This window comes from Nodosilinea sp. E11, from assembly GCF_032813545.1.
Lineage (GTDB): Bacteria > Cyanobacteriota > Cyanobacteriia > Phormidesmidales > Phormidesmidaceae > Nodosilinea.
Genome location: NZ_CP136520.1, coordinates 3253073 through 3271632, shown reverse-complemented (window position 1 = coordinate 3271632; position 18560 = coordinate 3253073). Strand labels below are relative to the sequence as shown.

Here is an 18560-nt window from a genome sequence, read left to right as displayed (position 1 = left end):
ATAAGGCCCATCACCGGCCGAGATAGTCGAGAATCCCGCGCGCAATGCCATCAGCAATTTGGTTGACGGCGGCGGGATTGCGGAAACGGGCAGCGTCTTCGGTCCCAGTGACGAAGCCAGTTTCGACCAGCACCGAGGGCATGGTGGTATAGCGCAGCACGTAGAAGCGAGCCGTGCGTACGCCGCGATCGCGCATACTGACATTCCGCAGCACAGCGCTGTGAATGCTGCGGGCCAACCGCTCGCCGCTAGAGAAGTAGTAGGTTTCGAGCCCGTTCACCTCGGGGCGGCTCATGCTAATGGCATTGGCGTGGATGCTGACAAACAGGTTGGCTCCGGCCCGGTTGGCAAACTGGGCACGGGCATCGAGATCGACATAGACATCGCTGTCGCGGGTCATCAGTACCGTAATGCCCGCCGCCTGGAGCTGCTGCCTTACCCGGTTAGAGATCGTGGTATTGATCTGCTTTTCTTGCAGGCCGCCAATGCCCACAGCACCGGGGTCGCGGCCACCATGACCAGGGTCAATGACGACCACCACGGCTCCCTGGGGAATGGGCGGCAGAGGAGGCATAGAAGCGACTGCCGGAGCTGAGGCGCTGAGAATTTTTGCGGGCAAACTGGCGGCGACTAAGGCCCGATAGACCTCATCGGCCCGCTGCTGTTCGCTGAACAAGCCTACTTGCACCACGGCTTCACCATTGACCGTAGTGCGAAACGACTCGGGTTCTACGGCCCGCACCCGCTGGAGGGTGTCGCCGCCGGTAATGGGGACAACGACGCGAAAGTGATTGCCAGTGGGCGTGGTGCCACTGGGGGGTGGCGGCGGCGGTAGGGTCGATATTGGAGGGCTCGGTTGGGGGCGCGCCGGGGTGGGGGTACTCCCGATGGGGGCAGCCCCGGCGGCTAGCTGCACCTCTAGGGGAGCATCATGGGTGAGATAGATGTGGCCGACGGGTTGCCCATTGTAGAGGCGACGGGCCATCTGCCAGCCGGGATTAAGCTGAATTCTGAGAAAACCGTTGGCGCGGCCATTGGTGCGACCAATTTCGATGGGGGGAGCGCTGCGATCGCGGGTGGGTCGAGCAAACAGCACCAGATCATTCTGTCGGGTCGAAATTTCTAGGCGATAGTGCACACCCAGATCTTGACCATTGATGCGCACAGAATAGCCGTTGCTGTCGGTTTTGCGATCGCATGCCCCGGTAAAGTCAAAGTTCAGCAGCAGCGGATCAACCGTCACCGGCCCCTGGGCGGTCCCCTGCTCTTGCCAACACTGCCGTTGGTTAGGCACCTGGGTCAAAATCATCAGGTTGTGGAGCGCCCCATCGCGCACCGGGCTGGCGATCGCCACGGCCAGGTTGGGGTCGATAGGCTGTTGGTCAAACTGCTGGGCTCTGGCCATCGGGGCTGCGGTTAATCCCGCAAGCACCACGGCGGCAGTGGTCATCAATGTACTCAGCGGGCGAGAGAACAGGGCCATAGGATAGTGAAGCGGCGGTGAGGAGTGGAGTCGAGTGGAGTGGAATCGAGATCAGGATCTAGGCTGACAAGACTCCTAATGCTACCCACGATTGTGGCGATCGCAACTATCTCTTGCGGGCCTAACGTGTCGCAGTTTACCAATTGTCCCCAGTTAAGCCAAAACCGGCCCAGGAGTGCTGAGCCGGTTAGTTGCGGTCAAATGAACGAGGTGCACCACTCAGGGCGAGGAATCACCTTACTGCTTTAGGTCCCGAAAGGTTTGGTAAGCCCGCTCTGGATGATAGATGTGACAACGGCTAGTAATCGTTCGCATCAGATCCCAAGAAAACTTAGTTTCTTTCATCAGCGGAGCCCAGTTCTCTAACAGAGCCGCGTAGGCTGGCCGTAGGTTATAGGACGGAATACCCACTGAAATATGGTGGGGAACATGGACGTTGATGTCGTGGCACAGCACTTCAACCCACTTGGGATAATCGCAGTGCAGGGTACCGGAAAGCTGCGCTTCCACCTCGTTCCAGGTATCGCTGTAGCGAAACTGAATTTCAGGAATAGTGTGGTGCACCAGGGTAAAGGTGCTCATCCAAAAGTGGTAGCCCAACCAGGGCATCAGCCAAAACTTGACCACGCCCCAGGGGCCAGTGAAGTAGAGCAACGTAGGGAAGAACACCGCTGCAAAAATCACCACCGCTGCAATAGAGCGCTTCACCTTGCCATGGTCGCGGGGCTCAAAGTTGCGCAGGTCGAAGTGCAGCGCCCCCCAGTGGGCGACCGAAGCCAACCACCACAGCCAGCGCCGCATGTGACGGTACACCGTTTGCAACACAACACCGGCCCCAGCGTACTCTTCCGGGCTCCAGGGAGCCCAGGCGTTGTCGATCTCCATGTCGTTGGTGTGGCGGTGGTGAATGTCATGGAGTAGTCGCCAGCTATGGAAGGGGTAAATCAGCGGCAGCATCACGAGGTGCCCCACCCAGTTATTTACCCAACGGCGGTTAGCAAAGGAGCGGTGGCCACAGTCGTGGCCCACTACAAAAAAGCCAGTCAGGGCAGTGCCCGTGATAAACCAGGCCACCGGCAGCAAAAACCAGGGCGACAGTGCGATCGCGCCATAGCCCAAGATCACCGCCCCTACACTCAGCCCCAGCTGGGTCCAAGCTTTGCGAGGATCTTTTTGAAAATAGGCTTTAGGAATAGTTTGAATTACCTGCTTTAGGGTCAGGTTGTCGTAAGGATTAGTCTCCGCGGCTCTAGCGGAAGGCTCAATAGTTGCAGTCAAGGAATGGTCTCCACAAACGTTTAAGGGGCGCAAATCAGAGCTGGACTATATTTGCCCAAAAAAAAACTGCTCACCCTGTGGGAGTTGAACAGAACCCAAGCTTGATTGCAAAATCGAGATATCAGCAAACCGAACTACTTCAGATAACTCAATAACTCTGATAACCGCCGCAAACAGCTTAAAGGGGCAAAGAACGGCCCGTGGAAATGCTTATTATTCCTTAACATCGTACCACTAGCGAGGAAAGGATGAGTGTTACATCTAGCCAAAGACAGATGGGAGCACCTGGTTGCTGCTAGCAACTAGGTGCCCAAGCAGTGAGAGAAGACCGTTAGCGCCGCCGCCGGGTAAACCCAAGCCAGGCCAACGCCCCCCCAATCGATACCACCATCGGCAGCAGCGCCGTTGCGGCTCGGTAGTGCACATCCTCAGTGGAATCCAGCACAATGCCATCGTAGATAATGCCCTTGTCGCCTACAGGCACTGTCCAGTAGTCGGCATGGCTGAGATTATTGCTGTCTTCAATGGCAATTTCCCAGTTCCCTGGGATTGACTCATCGGGCAAAAACGAAAACCGGCCCTCGCTGTCGGTAGTGGTTTTCTTCCAAGCCGCATCGGGCTGGTTGGGGGCGTAGATGGTTACCGTTGCTCCAGCAAAGGGCTCCCCGGTGCTAAAGACCGACTGAAACTCTAGCTGGTTGTCGAGGGTGTAAAAGGTTTCTACCTGGTGCGCTCCTGCCTGAGCTGGAAAGCCCACCAGCGCAAAACACATCACCAGAGCAACAAACAACCGTTTCATAGCAAACGCATTCCTTACATGAGTCTATTGCCCATTGTAGCGAGGGGTAGCTGAGGATAACCCAGGGGGTTGCGCTTCAAGTCAGAATGATGCCCAAAGTCTTCCCCCTGACTGAGCTACGGTGCACTAGTGCCACTACATCACGACTCCATTACTCACAACGGCGGGGATAATGCCAGCAATGGATTTACTGCCTCAGAGACAAGTCCCTGGGCCGTAGATGGGGCGTAAGGCAGGCTACTCGTAGTAGCGCTTTTCTAACCAGAGCCTCACGTCTTGTTCTGAGGAGAACTGGCGAGTGCGGTTGGTCATGGGGTCGTGGGCAAACCAAGTAAGTTGCCCCTGGCGATTGCGCTGCCAAATGCGCGGTTCGGTTTGTCCGGTAAAGAATCTCACGGTTTTATCTCCTAACTGTTTGAGGGTTTGGGCCAGCGTGGTAGCACCCTGGACGGGCTGAACCAGGACCTCTAGGCGCTGGCGTTGCCGATGCAGGTCATAGTTGTGGTCGCGAGTTGTGGTCATCGTGCTGTCTTCCCGTGACTAGACGTCATTACCCAAAGCAGGGCGCGCAACAGACTCTGTTAGCGCCTGTCGCCAGGGGCTAACCCGGAATCCAAAAATCGGGTGAGAGTGCTGAGGCCTTTGCCCGATGGGCTGGTCCATAACCATCGACAACCAAGCTGAGGGGCTACTGTTGCCGATGTCCTCAATCTATCGGTGGTGAGGCTTTGTAACAAAGCATGACGTGAATGGGTTCTATGCAAAAAATCGATAGGTTGACCTTAGCCCTACCGGATAGCTTGGGGTGAGCGTTTAGGTGCTGTGGAGCAACCATGAACCTGAGCAAGATCAAGCTTTCTCAACTGCGGACTTTGGTGGCGATCGCCGATTGCGGCAACTTCAGCGAAGCGGCCCTCACCCTGAATATCACCCAGTCCACCGTTAGCCACGCCATCGCCACTCTCGAAGACGAACTGGGAATTACCCTGCTTCAGCGGGGCCGCCATGGGGCTAGGCTGACCCCCGTAGGCGATCGCATTACCGCCCATGCCCGCGCCATGCTAGGCCTGCTCGACACCATTGGCAGTGAGGCCAACCAGGCCCGAGGCGTGCAGGGAGGCAGCCTGCGGATTGCGTCCTTTCGCAGCGTGGCCACCCATGTGCTGCCGGGGGCGATCGCCCGTCTCCACCGCCGCTACCCCACCATTGCCATCAGCGTCCACGAAATGGATGAACTGCACCAGCTCAAGCAGGCCTTGGTCAAGGGCGAAGTAGACCTGTGCGTGGCCGAAACCATCGCAGGTGACGATGTCGAGAGCCTGATAATTTTTGAAGACGACTACGTGGCCCTGCTGCCCCCCGGCTACCAGCCCCAGGGCAGCACCCTCACCCTAGACGAACTGCGTCAGCGGCCGATCATTGGCTCTAGCCATAGCAGCTGCGGTCTCCGCATTCGCACCGTGCTCGGTGCCCAAGACCAACCCCTAGAGATCGCCTACTGCATCCGTCACGATTCATCGATGGTGGCGATGGTGCAAAAGGGCCTAGGCATTGCCATTTTGCCCCGCCTAGCCGCCCAGCCCGTGCCCTCCGAGGTGCAGATCTGCTCCCTGCCCTTCCCAATCTCGCGCCCGATTGGGGCCACTATTCTCAAAGATGCCCTGCACACCCCTGCCCTCTATGCCTTTTTAGATGCCCTGCGGGAGACGGGCGAGTTTAGCCACATCAGGGCCGTTTAGAGCGACTAGAAATACAGGTAAAATGCGGGGCATCTCTACCTGCGGCCCACCCATGCGCCATCTCTACTTTCTTGTGCCAGGGACTGGCAAGCGCTACCACTGTGGTGGACTATTTGCGGAGTTAAAGACGCTCAAACTGGCCCAGCAAATCTGCTCCGCCGAGGTCGTCACCTACGACCAGCGGGAGCCCGACACCCTGTTTCTGGAAGACCTGCTCCGGCAACCCAACCTAGACAACAGCATGTTTGTGATTAGCTGGGGCTTTCACATTCCTCGCCTGGTGAAGCGACTGCGAGGCTATCCGGTGGTGTACCACGCCCACAGCAGCGGCTATGGGTTTAATCTGCCGGGCGATATTCCAATCATTACTGTCAGTCGCAATTCTATGGGCTACTGGGGGCAGAAGCGCCCCACGGGGCTGGTGTTCTACCTGCCAAACCAAATTTCTGCCAATTTCACTAACCGGCAGCAGGCTAGAGATATCGATGTGCTGGTGCAGGTGCGCAAGTCGTCAGACTATTTACTCAATCAGCTGGTCCCGGCGTTGGAGAGCCGCTGCAACCTGGTCAAACTCACCGGATTTGTCGATGATCTCTCGGTGCTCTTCAACCGTAGCCAGATCTTTCTCTACGACTCGGCAGAATATTGGGCGCTGAGCCGCGTGAGCGAAGGATTTGGCCTGCCGCCTATGGAGGCCATGGCCTGTGGGTGCCAGGTGTTTACCAGCGTCAACGGAGCATTGGCCGATTATCTCGATCCGGGGTTCAACTGCCATAAGCTCGGGGTGTATGCGGTGGGGTACGACTGCGATCGCATTCTGGCCGCCCTGCAAACCCCTACGCCTTTGGCCATGACGGCAGCTGATCTGTTGCCCTACCGAGCCGAATCTCTATTGCCCAGGCTAGAGGTGATTTTGGCAGAACTCAACCAGTTCTTTGACTACCGAGCTAAGCACCCCACCGACATCGTCGATCTCACCCCCGCTCGGCTAGCTCGCCTCTGGTTGCAGCGCACCACGGGCAAAATCAGCAAAAAGCTCAGCAGACGCTGATCCCCGGCTTCGGTTTTCCGCCGCTTGGCAAACACACGGTCACGCGAGACAATGAGAATAACTGTACTCTCTGACCTTAGGCTGTGAACAACGCACCCGTACGCACGGTATCTGACGCCAAGCGCGACTTTTACGCCCACCACACTCGTCCCATCAATTCCATTTACCGGCGCGTGGTAGACGAGCTGATGGTAGAAATGCATCTGCTCTCTGTCAACGTTGACTTTGCCTACGATCCGATCTACGCCTTGGGCATTGTCACCACCTTCGATCGCTTCATGACGGGCTACCTGCCCGAGAACGACACAAGCTCGATCTTCAACGCCCTGTGTCGCTCCATCAACAGCACTCCAGAGCACTATCGCGGCGATGCCGAAGCGGTCAAAGCTGGTGTTAATGGCATGTCCTTAGATGACCTCAAAGGTCAATTTGACAACCTGGGGGAGGGCGGCGAGGGTCTGCGCGGCATTCTGGCCAAAGTGGCTAACCAAGACAAGTTTAAGTACAGTCGCCCCTTTGGCATTGGGTTGTACACCCTGGTCGAAGCTGCCGCCTCTGCCGATGCGCTCAAAGATAAAGAATCTGTCGAAGCGCTGTTTAAAGAATTGGGCGAAAAGCTCAATATGTCTACTGAAAAGCTGCAAAAAGACATTGAACTCTACCGCAGCAACCTAGAGAAGTTTGCCCAGGCGCAAGAAGTCATGAAAGACATGCTAGCTGCCGATCGCAAAAAGCGTGAAGAGCGCAAAAAAGCAGCCGAAGCCGAGGCCGAGACTATTACCGAAACCGTAGCGGTTGCCCCTGAAGCTGGAGAACCGTCTGACTCGTAGGACTGCCTCTGAGTAGAGGCAACTGCCCTTGACGTCAGGAGACTGGGGCGGAGAAAAACCATCGGGCAGTTAGCGGCTGCAACCCATCCGACAATCCGCCCCAGTGCTCAAAGGTCGCATTATCGCCGAGGCTCTAGGATGGGGCTCCAAACTTAGACGATTTTTGGAAAACTTTCTCCCCAATGGTGGGCAGTGCCCACCCTACGGTAGCTACAGTCGTCGGATTAAGTGGGGATCTTCTGTTCTAGAAATCTCCTTAAACAGCGTTCTCTTGGACGTATTCTCATCTGTTTGGCTTTGGCTATACCTGGCGACATCATCGAGATGTCAGGTTTAGCCGTTGGATTAGTCGACCTGTTTCAGCCACAGCTAACCGCAAACTCGAAGCCATGTTTTCCCAACGACCTCGTAAGCGCTTTGGCCAGCACTGGCTCACCGACGAAAAGGTGCTCCACCGTATGCTGGAGGCCGCCGCTGTCACCCGCCAAGACACGGTGCTCGAGATTGGCCCTGGCACCGGAGCGCTGACCCGCTGGCTGCTTCCCCTAGCCAACGCCGTGGTTGCCGTGGAGATCGATCGCGATTTGATTCGCAAACTCAACCACCAGTTCGCCAAGCACGACAACTTTCGGCTGGTGCCCAGCGACATTCTAGAGCTAGATATCGCCGCCGCCTCTCAAGATAAGTACTTCAACTATGGCGTGCCCAACAAAGTTGTCGCCAACATTCCCTACTACATCACCGGGCCAATTTTAGAGAAACTGCTGGGCACCCTGGCGGAGCCCAACCCGGTGCCCTACGACGCGATCGTGCTGCTGGTTCAGAAGGAGGTAGCCGAGCGGCTCTATGCTCGCCCTGGCCGCAAAGCCTTTGGGGCGCTATCGGTGCGGGTACAGTATTTGGCCGACTGTGAGCTGGTGTGCCCGGTGCCCGCCCGTGCCTTTCAGCCGCCGCCCCAGGTAGACTCGGCGGTGGTAAAACTCACCCCCCGCCCGCCCGTGACACCATCCGATGACCTGGCTGGGTTTGACCGCTTAGTCAAGCTGGGTTTTGGCAGCAAGCGCAAAATGCTGCGCAATAACCTCAAGGGGGCGATCGATCGCGACGATCTAGAAGCGATCATGACCAGTCTGGCAATCGAACCAACCGCCCGCGCCGAAGACCTCAGTGTTGAGCAGTGGGTAGCGCTGAGTAATACAATCCTGAAGCAGTCGTCATCATCAGGTTAAAGAGCGCTGATTTAGAGCTGGTGGGCAGTGCCCACCCTACGACTGTGGAACCCACGGGAACCAAGCAGGCGAGACGCCTGCCCTATGGATACTCACACATTCACGAAGGATCGCTAGATGCGTCTCTATTCCCTGCTGGCCGCCGCCAAAATTAACCTCTACCTCGAAATTGTGGGTCACCGCCCCGATGGCTTTCACGAGCTGATCATGGTGATGCAGAGCGTCAGTCTGTGCGATCGCATCACCATTCGCAGTCTTGGTGTTGACGAAATTCGAGTGCGCTGCGACCATCCTCTCGTGCCCGCCGATAAAACTAACCTAGCCTACAAAGCCGCCGCCCTGGTAGTCGAGCGGTTCCCTGGGGTAATGGCCAAGCTAGGCGGGGTCGAAATCACCATTGACAAGCACATTCCGGTGGGGGCAGGTCTGGCCGGGGGATCATCTAATGCCGCCGCCGTGCTGGTGGGGCTCGATTTGCTCTGGAACCTGGGACTGACCCAGGCCGAACTGCAAACCCTGGGGGCAGAGCTAGGGTCTGATGTGCCCTTTTGCGTGTCGGGGGGCACCGCGATCGCCACCGGACGGGGCGAACAGCTAGATCCCCTGCCCGGCATTGATGGGCTGCATCTCGTGCTAGCTAAGTATGAGTCGGAGTTTGTCTCGACCCCCTGGGCCTACAACACCTACCGGGCTGAATACGGCGATACCTATTTAGCCGATACCCAAAGTTGGCAAGCGCGGCAGTCTCAGGTGCGATCGGGCGAGATGGTGGGGGCAGTAGCCCATCGCAATGCCCATGCCCTGGCTCAACACCTCTGCAATGACTTTGAGAAAATTGTGCTGCCCGCCCATCCTAAAACCGCTGCCCTCAAGGCCACCATGGCAGAACTAGGCGGTTTGGGCACGCTGATGTCGGGCTCAGGCCCCTCAGTCTTTACCCTAGCCGAATCTGAGGCTGAAGCTGAGTCGCTGGCCGCCAGTCTGCGAGCGGCCCTGCCCGATCCAGATTTAGGCGTGTGGACGGCCCAATTTATCTCGAGCGGCGTACAGTTGGGCGGATAGCCGCACCCCTAGGACAAGGCTTGAATCTAGGGTAGGGGAATAAGCAACGCTAGAATGGGGAGACTGTTCTTAACCTATCGGGTTTGTCTATGTCGGTTTTAGCTGCGATCGCGGTCATTGCCCTGCTGGTAGCCGTCCACGAGGCCGGGCATTTCATGGCTGCTCGGCTACAGGGCATTCACGTCAATCGGTTTGCCATTGGTTTTGGCCCCATTTTGTGGAAATTCCAGGGAGCTGAAACCGAATACTCCCTGCGGGCCATTCCCCTAGGGGGCTTTGTCGGCTTCCCCGACGACGACCCCGACAGCGACATTCCCACCAACGACCCCAACCTGCTCAAAAATCGCCCCATTCTCGATCGCGCCATTGTGATCAGCGCTGGGGTAATTGCCAACCTGGTGTTTGCCTACCTGGTGTTTGTCGCCCAGTTCACCGCCGTCGGCATTCCCGAAACCTTCAACCCCCAACCCGGCATCCTCGTGCCCCAGGTGATCTCAGAGAGTTCTCCGGCAGGTCAGGCGGGCATTCGCTCGGGCGACATTTTGATTGCCGCCAACGGCGAACCCCTAGGCGCTGGCGAAGAAAGCATTCCATCGTTTATTCAACTGATCAAAGATAGCCCTAACCAACCCGTAGATCTCACCGTGCAGCGCGGTACCCGAGAGCTAGAAGTCTCGGTCACCCCCGAAATTGGAGCCGACGGTTCAGCGGTGATTGGTGTGCAGCTTCAGCCCAACGGCGACTTTGGCTACCGTCGCCCCAGCAACCCGATCGAAGTGTTTACCCTGGCGGCCCAGCAGTTTCAAGACACCCTGGTGCGTACCGTGCGGGGCTTTGTCATGCTCATCACTAACTTTGGCGAGATGGCCAGCCAGGTGGCCGGGCCGGTCAAGATCGTCGAGCAGGGAGCCGGGCTGGCTAAGTCTAGTGCTGCCATGTTGTTTCCCTTTACCGCCATCATCAGCATCAACCTGGCGATCATCAACATTCTGCCCCTGCCTGCTCTAGATGGCGGTCAGCTGGCGTTTTTGGCCATTGAGGCCCTGCGCGGCGGCAAGCCTCTGCCCGATCGCATTCAAGAAAACGTCATGCAAACCGGCTTGGTGCTGCTTTTGGGTCTAGGCGTGTTCCTCATCGTCCGCGACACCACCCAGCTCGAATTTTTCCAGAACCTGCGCTAACCCATGCACCTTGGAGCAATCAGGGTTTTGGCTGATCGCTCCAGATGAACCCAGGGAACGCCCATCCACCCCCTACCCATCCACCCTCCCACCCCAACCCCTCCATGCCCAACCAGCGGCGAGCCTCCAAAAAACAGCGGGCGATCGAAATCCTCATTCGCCTCAAGCGGCTCTACCCCGACGCCCCCTGCTCCCTCGATTTTGAGAATCCGTTGCAGCTGATGATCGCCACCATGCTAGCGGCCCAGTGCACCGACGAGCGGGTGAATTTGGTCACGCCAGCCCTGTTTGCCGCCTACCCCGATGTTTACGCCTTCGCCGAGGCCGACTTAAACGACCTGGAGCGCTTGGTCAAATCTACCGGGTTTTACCGCAACAAAGCTAAGAATATCCGCGCCGCCTGTCAAAAAATTATCACTGAGTTTGGTGGCGAAGTGCCCCGCCGCATGGAGCACCTGGTTAGCCTGCCGGGGATTGCCCGCAAAACCGCCAATGTGGTGCTGGCCCACGGCTTTGGCATCAACGCTGGGGTCACCGTCGACACCCACGTCAAGCGGATCACCAACCTGCTGGGGCTGACCCAATACGCCGACCCGGTCAAAATTGAGCGCGACCTGATGAAGCTGCTGCCCCAGCCCGACTGGGAAAACTGGTCGATTCGGCTGGTGTACCACGGGAGGGCCGTGTGCAATGCCCGCAACCCAAAATGCGGTATGTGTGACCTAGCCGATCTCTGCCCCTCTGCGAAGGTTGTTCCTGTGGTTAGCCCTGTCCCTGTACAGGAGATCGTTTAGTTCGAGGAATAGGCTGGGAGAACCTACGGCAAGATTGTTTTAGAACCGGTTGATCAGGACGGCTTGGTCAGGCTGAGTAGGCCTACGCTGACCGTGACCAGCAGCACGCCTAGCCCCTGCACCAGAGAAAGCTCCTCTTGCAGCACACCCCAAGCGAGGACGGCGGTGAGGGCCGGATTAGCAGCCCCGAGCATAGAGGCGGCAGTGGCCCCTACCACGCGAATGCCGAGGTTGTTGAGCACGTGGCCCGTGAGCGTTGCGATCGCAGACAGCAGCCCACCCACCCACAGCGCTGGCCACAGCAGACCGTTCAAGTCTCCCGGCCACAGCAGCAGGCTAACCGCCGACAGCACCAGTGTCACCGCAAAACTAATGCCGGTAAACGGCACCGGATGAAAGGTCTCAAAGGCTTTTTGGGCTGCCACAGTGTAAAACGCATAGACCACCCCCGAAGCCAGGCCAAAGGTCACCCCCACCCAGCTTTCGATCGCCGCCCCCGTCATCGGAATCGTCAGCGCACTGCCCACCAAGATCAGCGCCAAAATTCCCCAGCGGCTAGGACTGGGGCGGCGACCAAACCAATACCAGTCCATCAGCGCGGTGTACACCGGAAAGGTGAAAAATAGCGTCAGCGCAATCCCCGCCGCAATGCGCCCCACCGCCACATAAAGCAGCGCTAGGTATGAAAACATCAGCACGCCGCCCACCAAAGCCAAGTAGAGTTCACGGCGGTAGCTCGGTGAGCCCAACCGCCGGAGGTCGGCCCACAGTTGGGGATACACTGGCGGCAGCAGCAGCGCCATCAGCGGCACCCCCACCATCATGCGCATAAACATCAGCAAAAACGAGTTGGGCAGGGTGGGTTCCACAAAGCCGCCCGTCTCCACCACGCCCAGCAAATTGGACGGAATAAACAGAACGCGGGTGATCAGGTTTTGGGCTCCAAAACACACTGTTGCCAGCAAAATCAAGACGTAGCCGAGCATGCATCCCCCTTATTGGTCTCCAGGGATGCCATTATTTTGCGCCCCATCCTCAACGCTTCTAGGGTAGCCGGTAGCTCGCTACCCGCACCATCAAATCCCCCCCCTGGGGATTATGGGAAAACACAAAGCTGCCGGCCTTAGTTTCGTGGCCCGAGAGAAAATCGATCTGCTGTTCGCCAGTTTCCTCATCAACGCCCTCGATCGCGAGTTCGGCTGTTACCTGCACCATGCGGGCAATGCGCCCCCCGGTGTTGGTAATGGCAAAGGGCACGTAGTAGCGGCCATCGGTCACGCGCACTGCCTCCGACACCGCTACGGCAAAGGCGGGCGGGCGGTTTTGGTTAGTCTGCCAGTCAAACAAAATTAGGCCCACCAGGGCCAGCAGAATGACCGTGGCCACCACAAAGGTCACCCACTCGGCGGCAGAACGCTGGCCAAAGCGGGTCTGCGCCCCATCGGACGGAGTCGTGCTTGTAGAGGAGTTGGGCAAATTCATTAAATTAGAATACGCCCTGCGGCCCCACCAATGGAGGCAGGCAGGCCCAAAACTAACACATCGCTCAGCCATTCTGACCAGGGGTCGCTGGGGTTAAGCTGCTGAAACAGCACCAGCATCACCACCGAGGCCAGTAACGCTACTAGATAAGCTACCAGGGTTTCGGTGATCGGGCTAAACAGCAGCCCCCGCTGCCGTCGTTCGGTGCGATCGGTAAAGCCCGAGGCAAACACAATGGCGTAGGAGAGCCCTAAAGAAGCCGTCATGATCAGCAGCAGCCACAGGGGCGGCAGCGATGACGCCAGCAGGGGCACTTCTTCGGTGGGGGCAATGCTAAAGGCAATCAGCACCGCGCCAATTAGCGCAGCGTCAAAATCGACCAGGGCGTCGCGCAGGTTAGCGAGGGTAGGAGAGGCCAACCGCCGGGTGAAGGGGGCGGTGATGCGGCGATCGCGTCCTCGATTGCCCTGGAGAGTGGAGCGGGCCAGGGCCACCCCCAGCGCAAAGGGCACCGTCTCAAACACCACCTTGCCTAGGGCCTCGGAGAGGGGCGTATCGAGCGTAATGCGGCGCAGCAGCACCAGAGCTAGATAGGCGCAGACCACCCCAATGCTGACGGCCTCAATGCTTTCGAGCAGAGCCTCTAGAGGGTGCAGGCTCAGGGTCTGGCGAAACCCTTCAACTTGGGTCAATAGTCCTACCCCCAGCAGCGTAGTGGCCAGCACCACCAAGAGCCAGCGCGGGTTGGTAGACGAGCCAATCGACCACACCTCAACGGTATACAGCAGCGGAATGCCAAACAAGAAGCCCCCGACCGCCCCTTGCAAAATGGCCTGAAATTCGGCCAGCCAAATATTGGGGGTAGCTAGGTCAGACACTGGGTTAGATGGCCCCATAGTGAACTGTTACAGGCTGAAAGACAATGGGCCTGGCCCACTCCTAAAGCATATCAAGGGATTCAGCCGTGGCAAGTGACGGTGGGTAGGGTTAGGCGTTGCAGGTGGCCTAACCTGAAACCTTAGGAAAATCTCTAGTATTACCAGGGTGCGGCAAAATGCCCGCTAGCGTGAATGGGAAAGACCGTGACCTATAGAAAAGCCCCATTCATTGCAAGGATAGTTTTATGACCCCAGCTAAAACAGGCGACAGCGTTTCGATTCACTACACTGGCAGGCTTGAAGACGGTACTGTGTTTGACTCATCGCGCGATCGCGACCCGCTACAGTTTGCCATTGGCAACGGCGAGGTAATTCCCGGGTTTGAGGCAGCGGTCGTGGGTATGACCCCCGGCGATGCCAAAACCGAGATCATTGCTGCCGAAAACGCCTACGGTCCCCATCAGCCCGACATGGTCATGGTGGTCGAGCGCCACCACATTCCCGCCGATATTCCGCTGGATGTTGGTCAGCAACTCCAGCTACAAGGCCCCCAAGGGCAGGCGGTACCGGTCATGGTCACCGAGGTATCTGAAGCCGAAGTCACCCTTGATGCCAACCACCCGCTAGCCGGAGAAACCCTGATTTTTGACATTGAGCTCGTCGCCATTGAGAGCTGAGGGGCGGGTTAAATCTCTCTCTTTAGATAACGCCAAAGCAGTCTTTATGCGTATCCCCCTCCACCCCAGGGGGATAGTTTTTAGCATAGACCGCCCTTTATGATGCCTTTGGCGTTTATCTCAGGAGCCCCAACCCATGGCCTATGAACTTCCCCCTTTGCCGTACGCCTACGACGCCTTAGAACCTTATGTTTCTAAAAGCACCCTAGAGTTTCACCACGACAAGCACCACGCCGCCTACGTCAGCAAGTACAACGATGCGGTCAAAGGCACCGATCACGACAGCAAACCCATTGAGGATGTGATCAAAGCGATCGCTGGGGACAGTTCTCAGCAGGGCTTGTTCAACAACGGTGCCCAGGCCTGGAACCACACCTTCTACTGGAACTCGATGAAGCCCGGTGGTGGCGGTACCCCCTCCGGCGATCTGGCCAGCAAAATTGATGCTGACTTTGGCAGCTTTGATCAATTTGTCGAAGCCTTCAAAAATGCTGGAGCCACTCAGTTTGGCAGTGGCTGGGCCTGGCTAGTGCTCGACAACGGCACCCTCAAGGTTACCAAAACCCTCAACGCCGATAACCCTCTCACCGCTGGGCAGGTGCCCCTCCTGACAATGGATGTATGGGAGCACGCCTACTACCTTGACTACCAGAACAAGCGCCCCGACTACATCGATACGTTTCTCAAGAATGTCGTCAATTGGGATTTTGTCGCCAGCAACTTAGCCGCTGCATAACCTGGCGAGAACACAGCTGTCGTGCTCCGCGACTCACCAGGGTGGGCCTAAAAACCCACCCTTTTTTAGTTATCCGGCACAACGCCTTAACCTTTTCCTCACCCCAACCCCTTACCCCTATGCTGTTTGCTGACCCAGACTACCCCCACGTAGTGCTGTCGTTCGACTACCGGGGTTTCCGCCTTGAGCTTGACCAAAGCACAGAGAATGGCGTGCTAATGTACGCCGTGTGGGCCACCTACGATCGCGGCTGTGCCGTAGCCGTACCAGGCGTGATCAGCCGCTCTGAAGCGATTTTCAAGGCGCGACGATGGGTCGATCAACGGCTTAGTCTACCGGCTGGGGCCGATAGTAGGCAATAGATTGGGTCAGCCAGGTTTCGACATCGGCAGCGGGCTGAGGTCTGCTAAACCAGTAGCCCTGGCCAAAATCACAGCTGAGTCGTTTGAGGGTGTTGACCTGCTGAGGGGTTTCAATCCCTTCGGCGATCGCCCTAAAGCCTAGCTGCCGTCCCAAGTTAATGATGGTATGCACAATTGTTTCGTGGCTCGGGCTAGTTTCCATTTGGCTCACAAACGAGCGATCGATCTTGAGGCTGTTGATCGGAAATCGATATAGATAGCTCAAAGACGAATAGCCAGTGCCGAAATCGTCAATACTCAGGGCAATTCCTCGCTGACGCACGCCGTTCAGCACAGCAATGGTGTCATCAATATTATCAATCAGCATGCTTTCTGTAATTTCTAAAACCAGGTTGTGGGGGGAGAGTTTGGTTTTGGCCAATACCCCATCGATCTGGTCTAAAAGTTCGGGGCTGTGCAGTTGCAGCGCCGACAGATTGACACTGACTGTCAGCGCCTGGGCCTGGGGATAGGAGCGTTGCCAGGTGGTCATTTGGTTACAGGCCTGCTCTAGCAGCCAGTAGCTCAGGGGTACAATCAGCCCAGTTTCTTCGGCAACGGGGATAAAATCGCCGGGCATGACCAGCCCCCGCTGGGGGTGTAGCCAGCGGACAAGCGCTTCAAACCCTTTCACGTCAGCCGTTTTCAGGTCAACAATGGGCTGATAGTAGAGCACAAATTCTTCGGGATGGTGGAGCAAGGCATGGCGTAGCTCAGTTTCGAGGGTGAGCCGGGCGATCGCGCGATCGTGCATACCACTGTCAAACACCTCATAGCCATCGCGCCCGTGGGCCTTAGCGCGGTACATCGCCGTATCGGCATCGCGAATCAGCTCTGAGGCTGTTTGGTACTGGGCATCGCCCATCACCAATCCCAGGCTCACCGTGGCAAACATTTGGTGGCTGCTGAGTTGAAACGGCTGGCGCAGAGTTTCTAAAATCCGCTCCGCCACCGATATCGCCACACTCCGGTGACCCACATCCTCCAGCAAGACTACAAACTCATCACCCCCCAGGCGCACCGCCAGGTCTGCGGGACGCAGGGCGGCCTTGAGGCGACTGGCCACTTCCATCAATAATTCATCGCCAATCAGGTGACCTAGGCTGTCGTTAACGATCTTGAAGTGATCAATATCTAAAAACAGCAGGGCAAAGCGGTAATGACTATGCTGACGAGCCTGGTTCAAAGCGTTTTCGAGCCGCTCTTGAAGATGCTTGCGATTAAATAGCCCGGTCAGGCTGTCGTGGTAGGCGTCATGCTCGAGCTGGCGGCGCATTCTCATTCGCTCAGTCACATCGCGCGATGCGGTCTGAAACTGCACCACCGCACCCGTAGCATCGACAATAGGCCGCATAAACGTTTCCATCCAGAGGTAATACCCCTGGCTGTGGCGCATGCGGCAGATCACCGGTTCTAGCGCTAGGGCTTGAGAGTCGGGCAGAGGCCGATACTGATTGCACTGGTCAAGATCATTGGGGTGCACAAGACTCAAGGGATGTAACCCCAGCAGCTGGTCGGGGGTATAGCCTAGCAGCCATTGCACTGAGGGGCTAATGTACAGATAAGTGCCATCTAGATCATGGAGACAGACCAGATCACTCATATTTTCAGCCATTAGGCGAAACAGAGCAGCCTGCTGGTGAATTTCAGCGTTGGCACGCTCGACTTCGGCTTTAGAGTGTTGCAGATCGCTAAACGAGGATTGAAGGCGGGCAGCCATCCGGTTAAAGGCTTGGGCCAACCCTTCCAGCTCTTGCAGGCCCGTGTGGCCAATGGTCTGGTTGAGGTGGCCATCGGCGATCGCCCGCGAGGCCGAGCTAAAGGCATTCAAGGGGCGCGTAATCCAGCGGCTGGTGTAGAGACCAGAAACAACTGCCCCGACCAAGGCCAGGGCACAGAGGGCAATGGTGTCACGGCGGCTAGCCTCGATCTCAGCCATGAAGGCGCTCTCAGGCATGACGACCACAATTAGCCAATCCAAGCCGTAGTCATCGGCCAGCGCAGCCACCTGCATAAATTGGCGATCGCGACCTAGCCAAAATTCGGCCTGCTGGGGCTGAATGCGGCGAGTATCTCCCCCCGACTGGTTAAGCAGCAGCTGGGCACTCGCTCGAATGACAGGGTCTTGGCTCGTCACTGCGTAGGACTGCCGGGGGCGACCAGCCACCACCTCGTAGGGGTCAGTATCGGTGGAGGTTGCCACTAGCAACCCCGATCGCTCGATAATAAACGCCTGACCATGCTGACTGATATCGGCCTCTCGCAGGAATTGACTAATATGACTAAGAAAAAAATTGTTGCCCAACACCCCAATTAGCGCACCGCTGTCGTCATAGACCGGCCTAGAGGTCGAGATTGCCAGTGCCGGAGAACTATGGTATGGAAAAACCTCTCCCCACACTGGCCCTTTGGCTCGCACCGCCGCCCGGTACCAGGGGCGAGCCTGAGTATGCCAATCAGGGGTAGACTGTACTAACTCGGTGGGCTGGCCGGTAGTCAGATCCACAGTCCAAAATTGAATAAGATTGCCCATTTTGGGGCCACCGCGCATCAGCTGGTGTCCCTGCTGCCCCAGCGTAGTGTGACCGACAAATTCACCATTGGCCTGCTCAAAAAAGAGTGAGTCAATATGGCTAAACGTATAAGACTGCTGCATAAAATGACGAAACAGCGCCTCATCATCAGCCGGATCAATGTGGCCCAGGGTCAAGGCTTCATAGGTCAGCTGGTTGACTAGATGAGAGGTGCCTAAAAATTCTTCAAGCTTATGCTCAATGTGATGGGCAACCGAATCTTGCAGCTGACTGGCCACCTGGTTCACGGCTCGCTGGCCATGGCGCATCGACAGCCACCCTGTTACGCCCACCGCCACCGACATTTGTAGTACAAAAGGCACTACAATCAGCAGCCGCAGCGGTAGGTGCCTCAACGTACCTTGGC

The 18560-nt window shown here is 57.2% G+C and carries 18 protein-coding genes; 10 read left to right on the top strand and 8 right to left on the bottom strand.

Annotation, left to right across the window (positions count from 1 at the left end):
- Positions 1-10: 10 nt before the first annotated feature.
- The 4 genes from RRF56_RS16605 to RRF56_RS16590 form a co-directional block, all read right to left on the bottom strand.
- On the bottom strand, positions 11-1483 hold the full coding sequence (locus RRF56_RS16605; RefSeq protein WP_317034293.1) for a DUF3747 domain-containing protein: 1473 nt from the start codon (positions 1481-1483) through the stop codon (positions 11-13).
- Between the two features lie 237 nt (positions 1484-1720).
- Positions 1721-2761: a fatty acid desaturase gene (locus tag RRF56_RS16600; protein WP_317034292.1), complete on the bottom strand. Its 1041-nt coding sequence runs from the start codon at positions 2759-2761 to the stop codon at positions 1721-1723.
- A gap of 331 nt (positions 2762-3092) precedes the next feature.
- Positions 3093-3560, bottom strand: a complete 468-nt coding sequence (locus RRF56_RS16595) for a carboxypeptidase-like regulatory domain-containing protein (protein WP_317034291.1) — start codon at positions 3558-3560, stop codon at positions 3093-3095.
- 237 nt (positions 3561-3797) lie between these two features.
- Positions 3798-4082 carry a hypothetical protein gene (locus tag RRF56_RS16590; protein WP_317034290.1) on the bottom strand — a complete coding sequence of 95 codons (285 nt, stop codon included), beginning with the start codon at positions 4080-4082 and terminating at the stop codon, positions 3798-3800.
- A 311-nt stretch (positions 4083-4393) separates the two neighbouring features.
- Between RRF56_RS16590 and RRF56_RS16585 the strand changes: the two genes are divergently transcribed.
- The 7 genes from RRF56_RS16585 to nth all read left to right on the top strand — a co-directional run bounded on the left by RRF56_RS16585 (position 4394) and on the right by nth (position 11446).
- On the top strand, positions 4394-5299 hold the full coding sequence (locus tag RRF56_RS16585; protein ID WP_317034289.1) for a LysR family transcriptional regulator: 906 nt from the start codon (positions 4394-4396) through the stop codon (positions 5297-5299).
- A gap of 52 nt (positions 5300-5351) precedes the next feature.
- Entirely contained in the window at positions 5352-6350 is a 999-nt protein-coding gene (locus RRF56_RS16580; protein WP_317034288.1) for a glycosyltransferase, read from the top strand.
- Positions 6351-6433: 83 nt separating this feature from the next.
- Positions 6434-7180, top strand: a complete 747-nt coding sequence (gene psb29, locus RRF56_RS16575) for a photosystem II biogenesis protein Psp29 (protein ID WP_317034287.1) — start codon at positions 6434-6436, stop codon at positions 7178-7180.
- 389 nt (positions 7181-7569) lie between these two features.
- Complete coding sequence (rsmA, locus tag RRF56_RS16570; protein ID WP_317034286.1) at positions 7570-8409, top strand: 16S rRNA (adenine(1518)-N(6)/adenine(1519)-N(6))-dimethyltransferase RsmA; 840 nt, start codon at positions 7570-7572, stop codon at positions 8407-8409.
- Between the two features lie 117 nt (positions 8410-8526).
- Positions 8527-9471, top strand: coding sequence for a 4-(cytidine 5'-diphospho)-2-C-methyl-D-erythritol kinase (gene ispE / locus RRF56_RS16565; protein ID WP_317034285.1), 945 nt, complete (start codon positions 8527-8529; stop codon positions 9469-9471).
- A gap of 89 nt (positions 9472-9560) precedes the next feature.
- Positions 9561-10652, top strand: coding sequence for an RIP metalloprotease RseP (rseP, locus tag RRF56_RS16560; RefSeq protein ID WP_317034284.1), 1092 nt, complete (start codon positions 9561-9563; stop codon positions 10650-10652).
- Between the two features lie 104 nt (positions 10653-10756).
- The gene (nth, locus tag RRF56_RS16555; protein ID WP_410510625.1) at positions 10757-11446 is read left to right on the top strand and encodes an endonuclease III; all 690 of its coding nucleotides are present in this window, start codon (positions 10757-10759) and stop codon (positions 11444-11446) included.
- A 53-nt stretch (positions 11447-11499) separates the two neighbouring features.
- Here the strand turns inward: nth and RRF56_RS16550 are convergent, their stop codons facing one another.
- Genes RRF56_RS16550 through RRF56_RS16540 form a run of 3 tightly spaced genes read right to left on the bottom strand, consistent with a single transcriptional unit; the run spans position 11500 to position 13824 of the window.
- Complete coding sequence (locus RRF56_RS16550) at positions 11500-12432, bottom strand: DMT family transporter (protein ID WP_317034282.1); 933 nt, start codon at positions 12430-12432, stop codon at positions 11500-11502.
- A 58-nt stretch (positions 12433-12490) separates the two neighbouring features.
- Positions 12491-12928 (bottom strand): TIGR02588 family protein, encoded by a 438-nt coding sequence (locus RRF56_RS16545; RefSeq protein ID WP_317034281.1) that lies wholly within the window; start codon positions 12926-12928, stop codon positions 12491-12493.
- Positions 12928-13824 (bottom strand): TIGR02587 family membrane protein, encoded by an 897-nt coding sequence (locus RRF56_RS16540; RefSeq protein WP_317034280.1) that lies wholly within the window; start codon positions 13822-13824, stop codon positions 12928-12930. The genes RRF56_RS16545 and RRF56_RS16540 overlap by 1 nt, the downstream gene beginning before the upstream one ends.
- Positions 13825-14051: 227 nt before the next feature.
- Here RRF56_RS16540 and RRF56_RS16535 point away from each other — a divergent pair, with 227 nt between their 5' ends.
- The 3 genes from RRF56_RS16535 (at position 14052) to RRF56_RS16525 (ending at position 15581) form a co-directional block, all read left to right on the top strand.
- Positions 14052-14483: a peptidylprolyl isomerase gene (locus tag RRF56_RS16535; protein ID WP_317034279.1), complete on the top strand. Its 432-nt coding sequence runs from the start codon at positions 14052-14054 to the stop codon at positions 14481-14483.
- 136 nt (positions 14484-14619) lie between these two features.
- Positions 14620-15219 carry a superoxide dismutase gene (locus tag RRF56_RS16530; RefSeq protein ID WP_317034278.1) on the top strand — a complete coding sequence of 200 codons (600 nt, stop codon included), beginning with the start codon at positions 14620-14622 and terminating at the stop codon, positions 15217-15219.
- A gap of 119 nt (positions 15220-15338) precedes the next feature.
- On the top strand, positions 15339-15581 hold the full coding sequence (locus RRF56_RS16525) for a hypothetical protein (protein ID WP_317034277.1): 243 nt from the start codon (positions 15339-15341) through the stop codon (positions 15579-15581).
- On the opposite strand, the gene RRF56_RS16520 is transcribed toward RRF56_RS16525, so the two are convergent.
- A complete protein-coding gene (locus RRF56_RS16520) occupies positions 15547-18516 on the bottom strand; it encodes an EAL domain-containing protein (protein ID WP_317034276.1) in 2970 nt (989 codons plus the stop codon). The genes RRF56_RS16525 and RRF56_RS16520 overlap by 35 nt on opposite strands.
- Positions 18517-18560: the final 44 nt, after the last annotated feature.

Excerpts from the sequence above, each read along its gene's own strand:
- RRF56_RS16540 (WP_317034280.1), bottom strand. The coding sequence starts at position 13,824 with ATGGGGCCATCTAACCCAGTGTCTGACCTAGCTACCCCCAATATTTGG.
- RRF56_RS16550 (WP_317034282.1), bottom strand. The coding sequence starts at position 12,432 with ATGCTCGGCTACGTCTTGATTTTGCTGGCAACAGTGTGTTTTGGAGCC.
- RRF56_RS16590 (WP_317034290.1), bottom strand. The coding sequence starts at position 4,082 with ATGACCACAACTCGCGACCACAACTATGACCTGCATCGGCAACGCCAG.
- RRF56_RS16595 (WP_317034291.1), bottom strand. The coding sequence starts at position 3,560 with ATGAAACGGTTGTTTGTTGCTCTGGTGATGTGTTTTGCGCTGGTGGGC.
- RRF56_RS16530 (WP_317034278.1), top strand. The coding sequence starts at position 14,620 with ATGGCCTATGAACTTCCCCCTTTGCCGTACGCCTACGACGCCTTAGAA.
- RRF56_RS16605 (WP_317034293.1), bottom strand. The coding sequence starts at position 1,483 with ATGGCCCTGTTCTCTCGCCCGCTGAGTACATTGATGACCACTGCCGCC.
- RRF56_RS16585 (WP_317034289.1), top strand. The coding sequence starts at position 4,394 with ATGAACCTGAGCAAGATCAAGCTTTCTCAACTGCGGACTTTGGTGGCG.
- nth (WP_410510625.1), top strand. The coding sequence starts at position 10,757 with ATGCCCAACCAGCGGCGAGCCTCCAAAAAACAGCGGGCGATCGAAATC.
- rsmA (WP_317034286.1), top strand. The coding sequence starts at position 7,570 with ATGTTTTCCCAACGACCTCGTAAGCGCTTTGGCCAGCACTGGCTCACC.
- RRF56_RS16580 (WP_317034288.1), top strand. The coding sequence starts at position 5,352 with ATGCGCCATCTCTACTTTCTTGTGCCAGGGACTGGCAAGCGCTACCAC.
- RRF56_RS16545 (WP_317034281.1), bottom strand. The coding sequence starts at position 12,928 with ATGAATTTGCCCAACTCCTCTACAAGCACGACTCCGTCCGATGGGGCG.
- RRF56_RS16535 (WP_317034279.1), top strand. The coding sequence starts at position 14,052 with ATGACCCCAGCTAAAACAGGCGACAGCGTTTCGATTCACTACACTGGC.
- rseP (WP_317034284.1), top strand. The coding sequence starts at position 9,561 with ATGTCGGTTTTAGCTGCGATCGCGGTCATTGCCCTGCTGGTAGCCGTC.
- ispE (WP_317034285.1), top strand. The coding sequence starts at position 8,527 with ATGCGTCTCTATTCCCTGCTGGCCGCCGCCAAAATTAACCTCTACCTC.
- RRF56_RS16525 (WP_317034277.1), top strand. The coding sequence starts at position 15,339 with ATGCTGTTTGCTGACCCAGACTACCCCCACGTAGTGCTGTCGTTCGAC.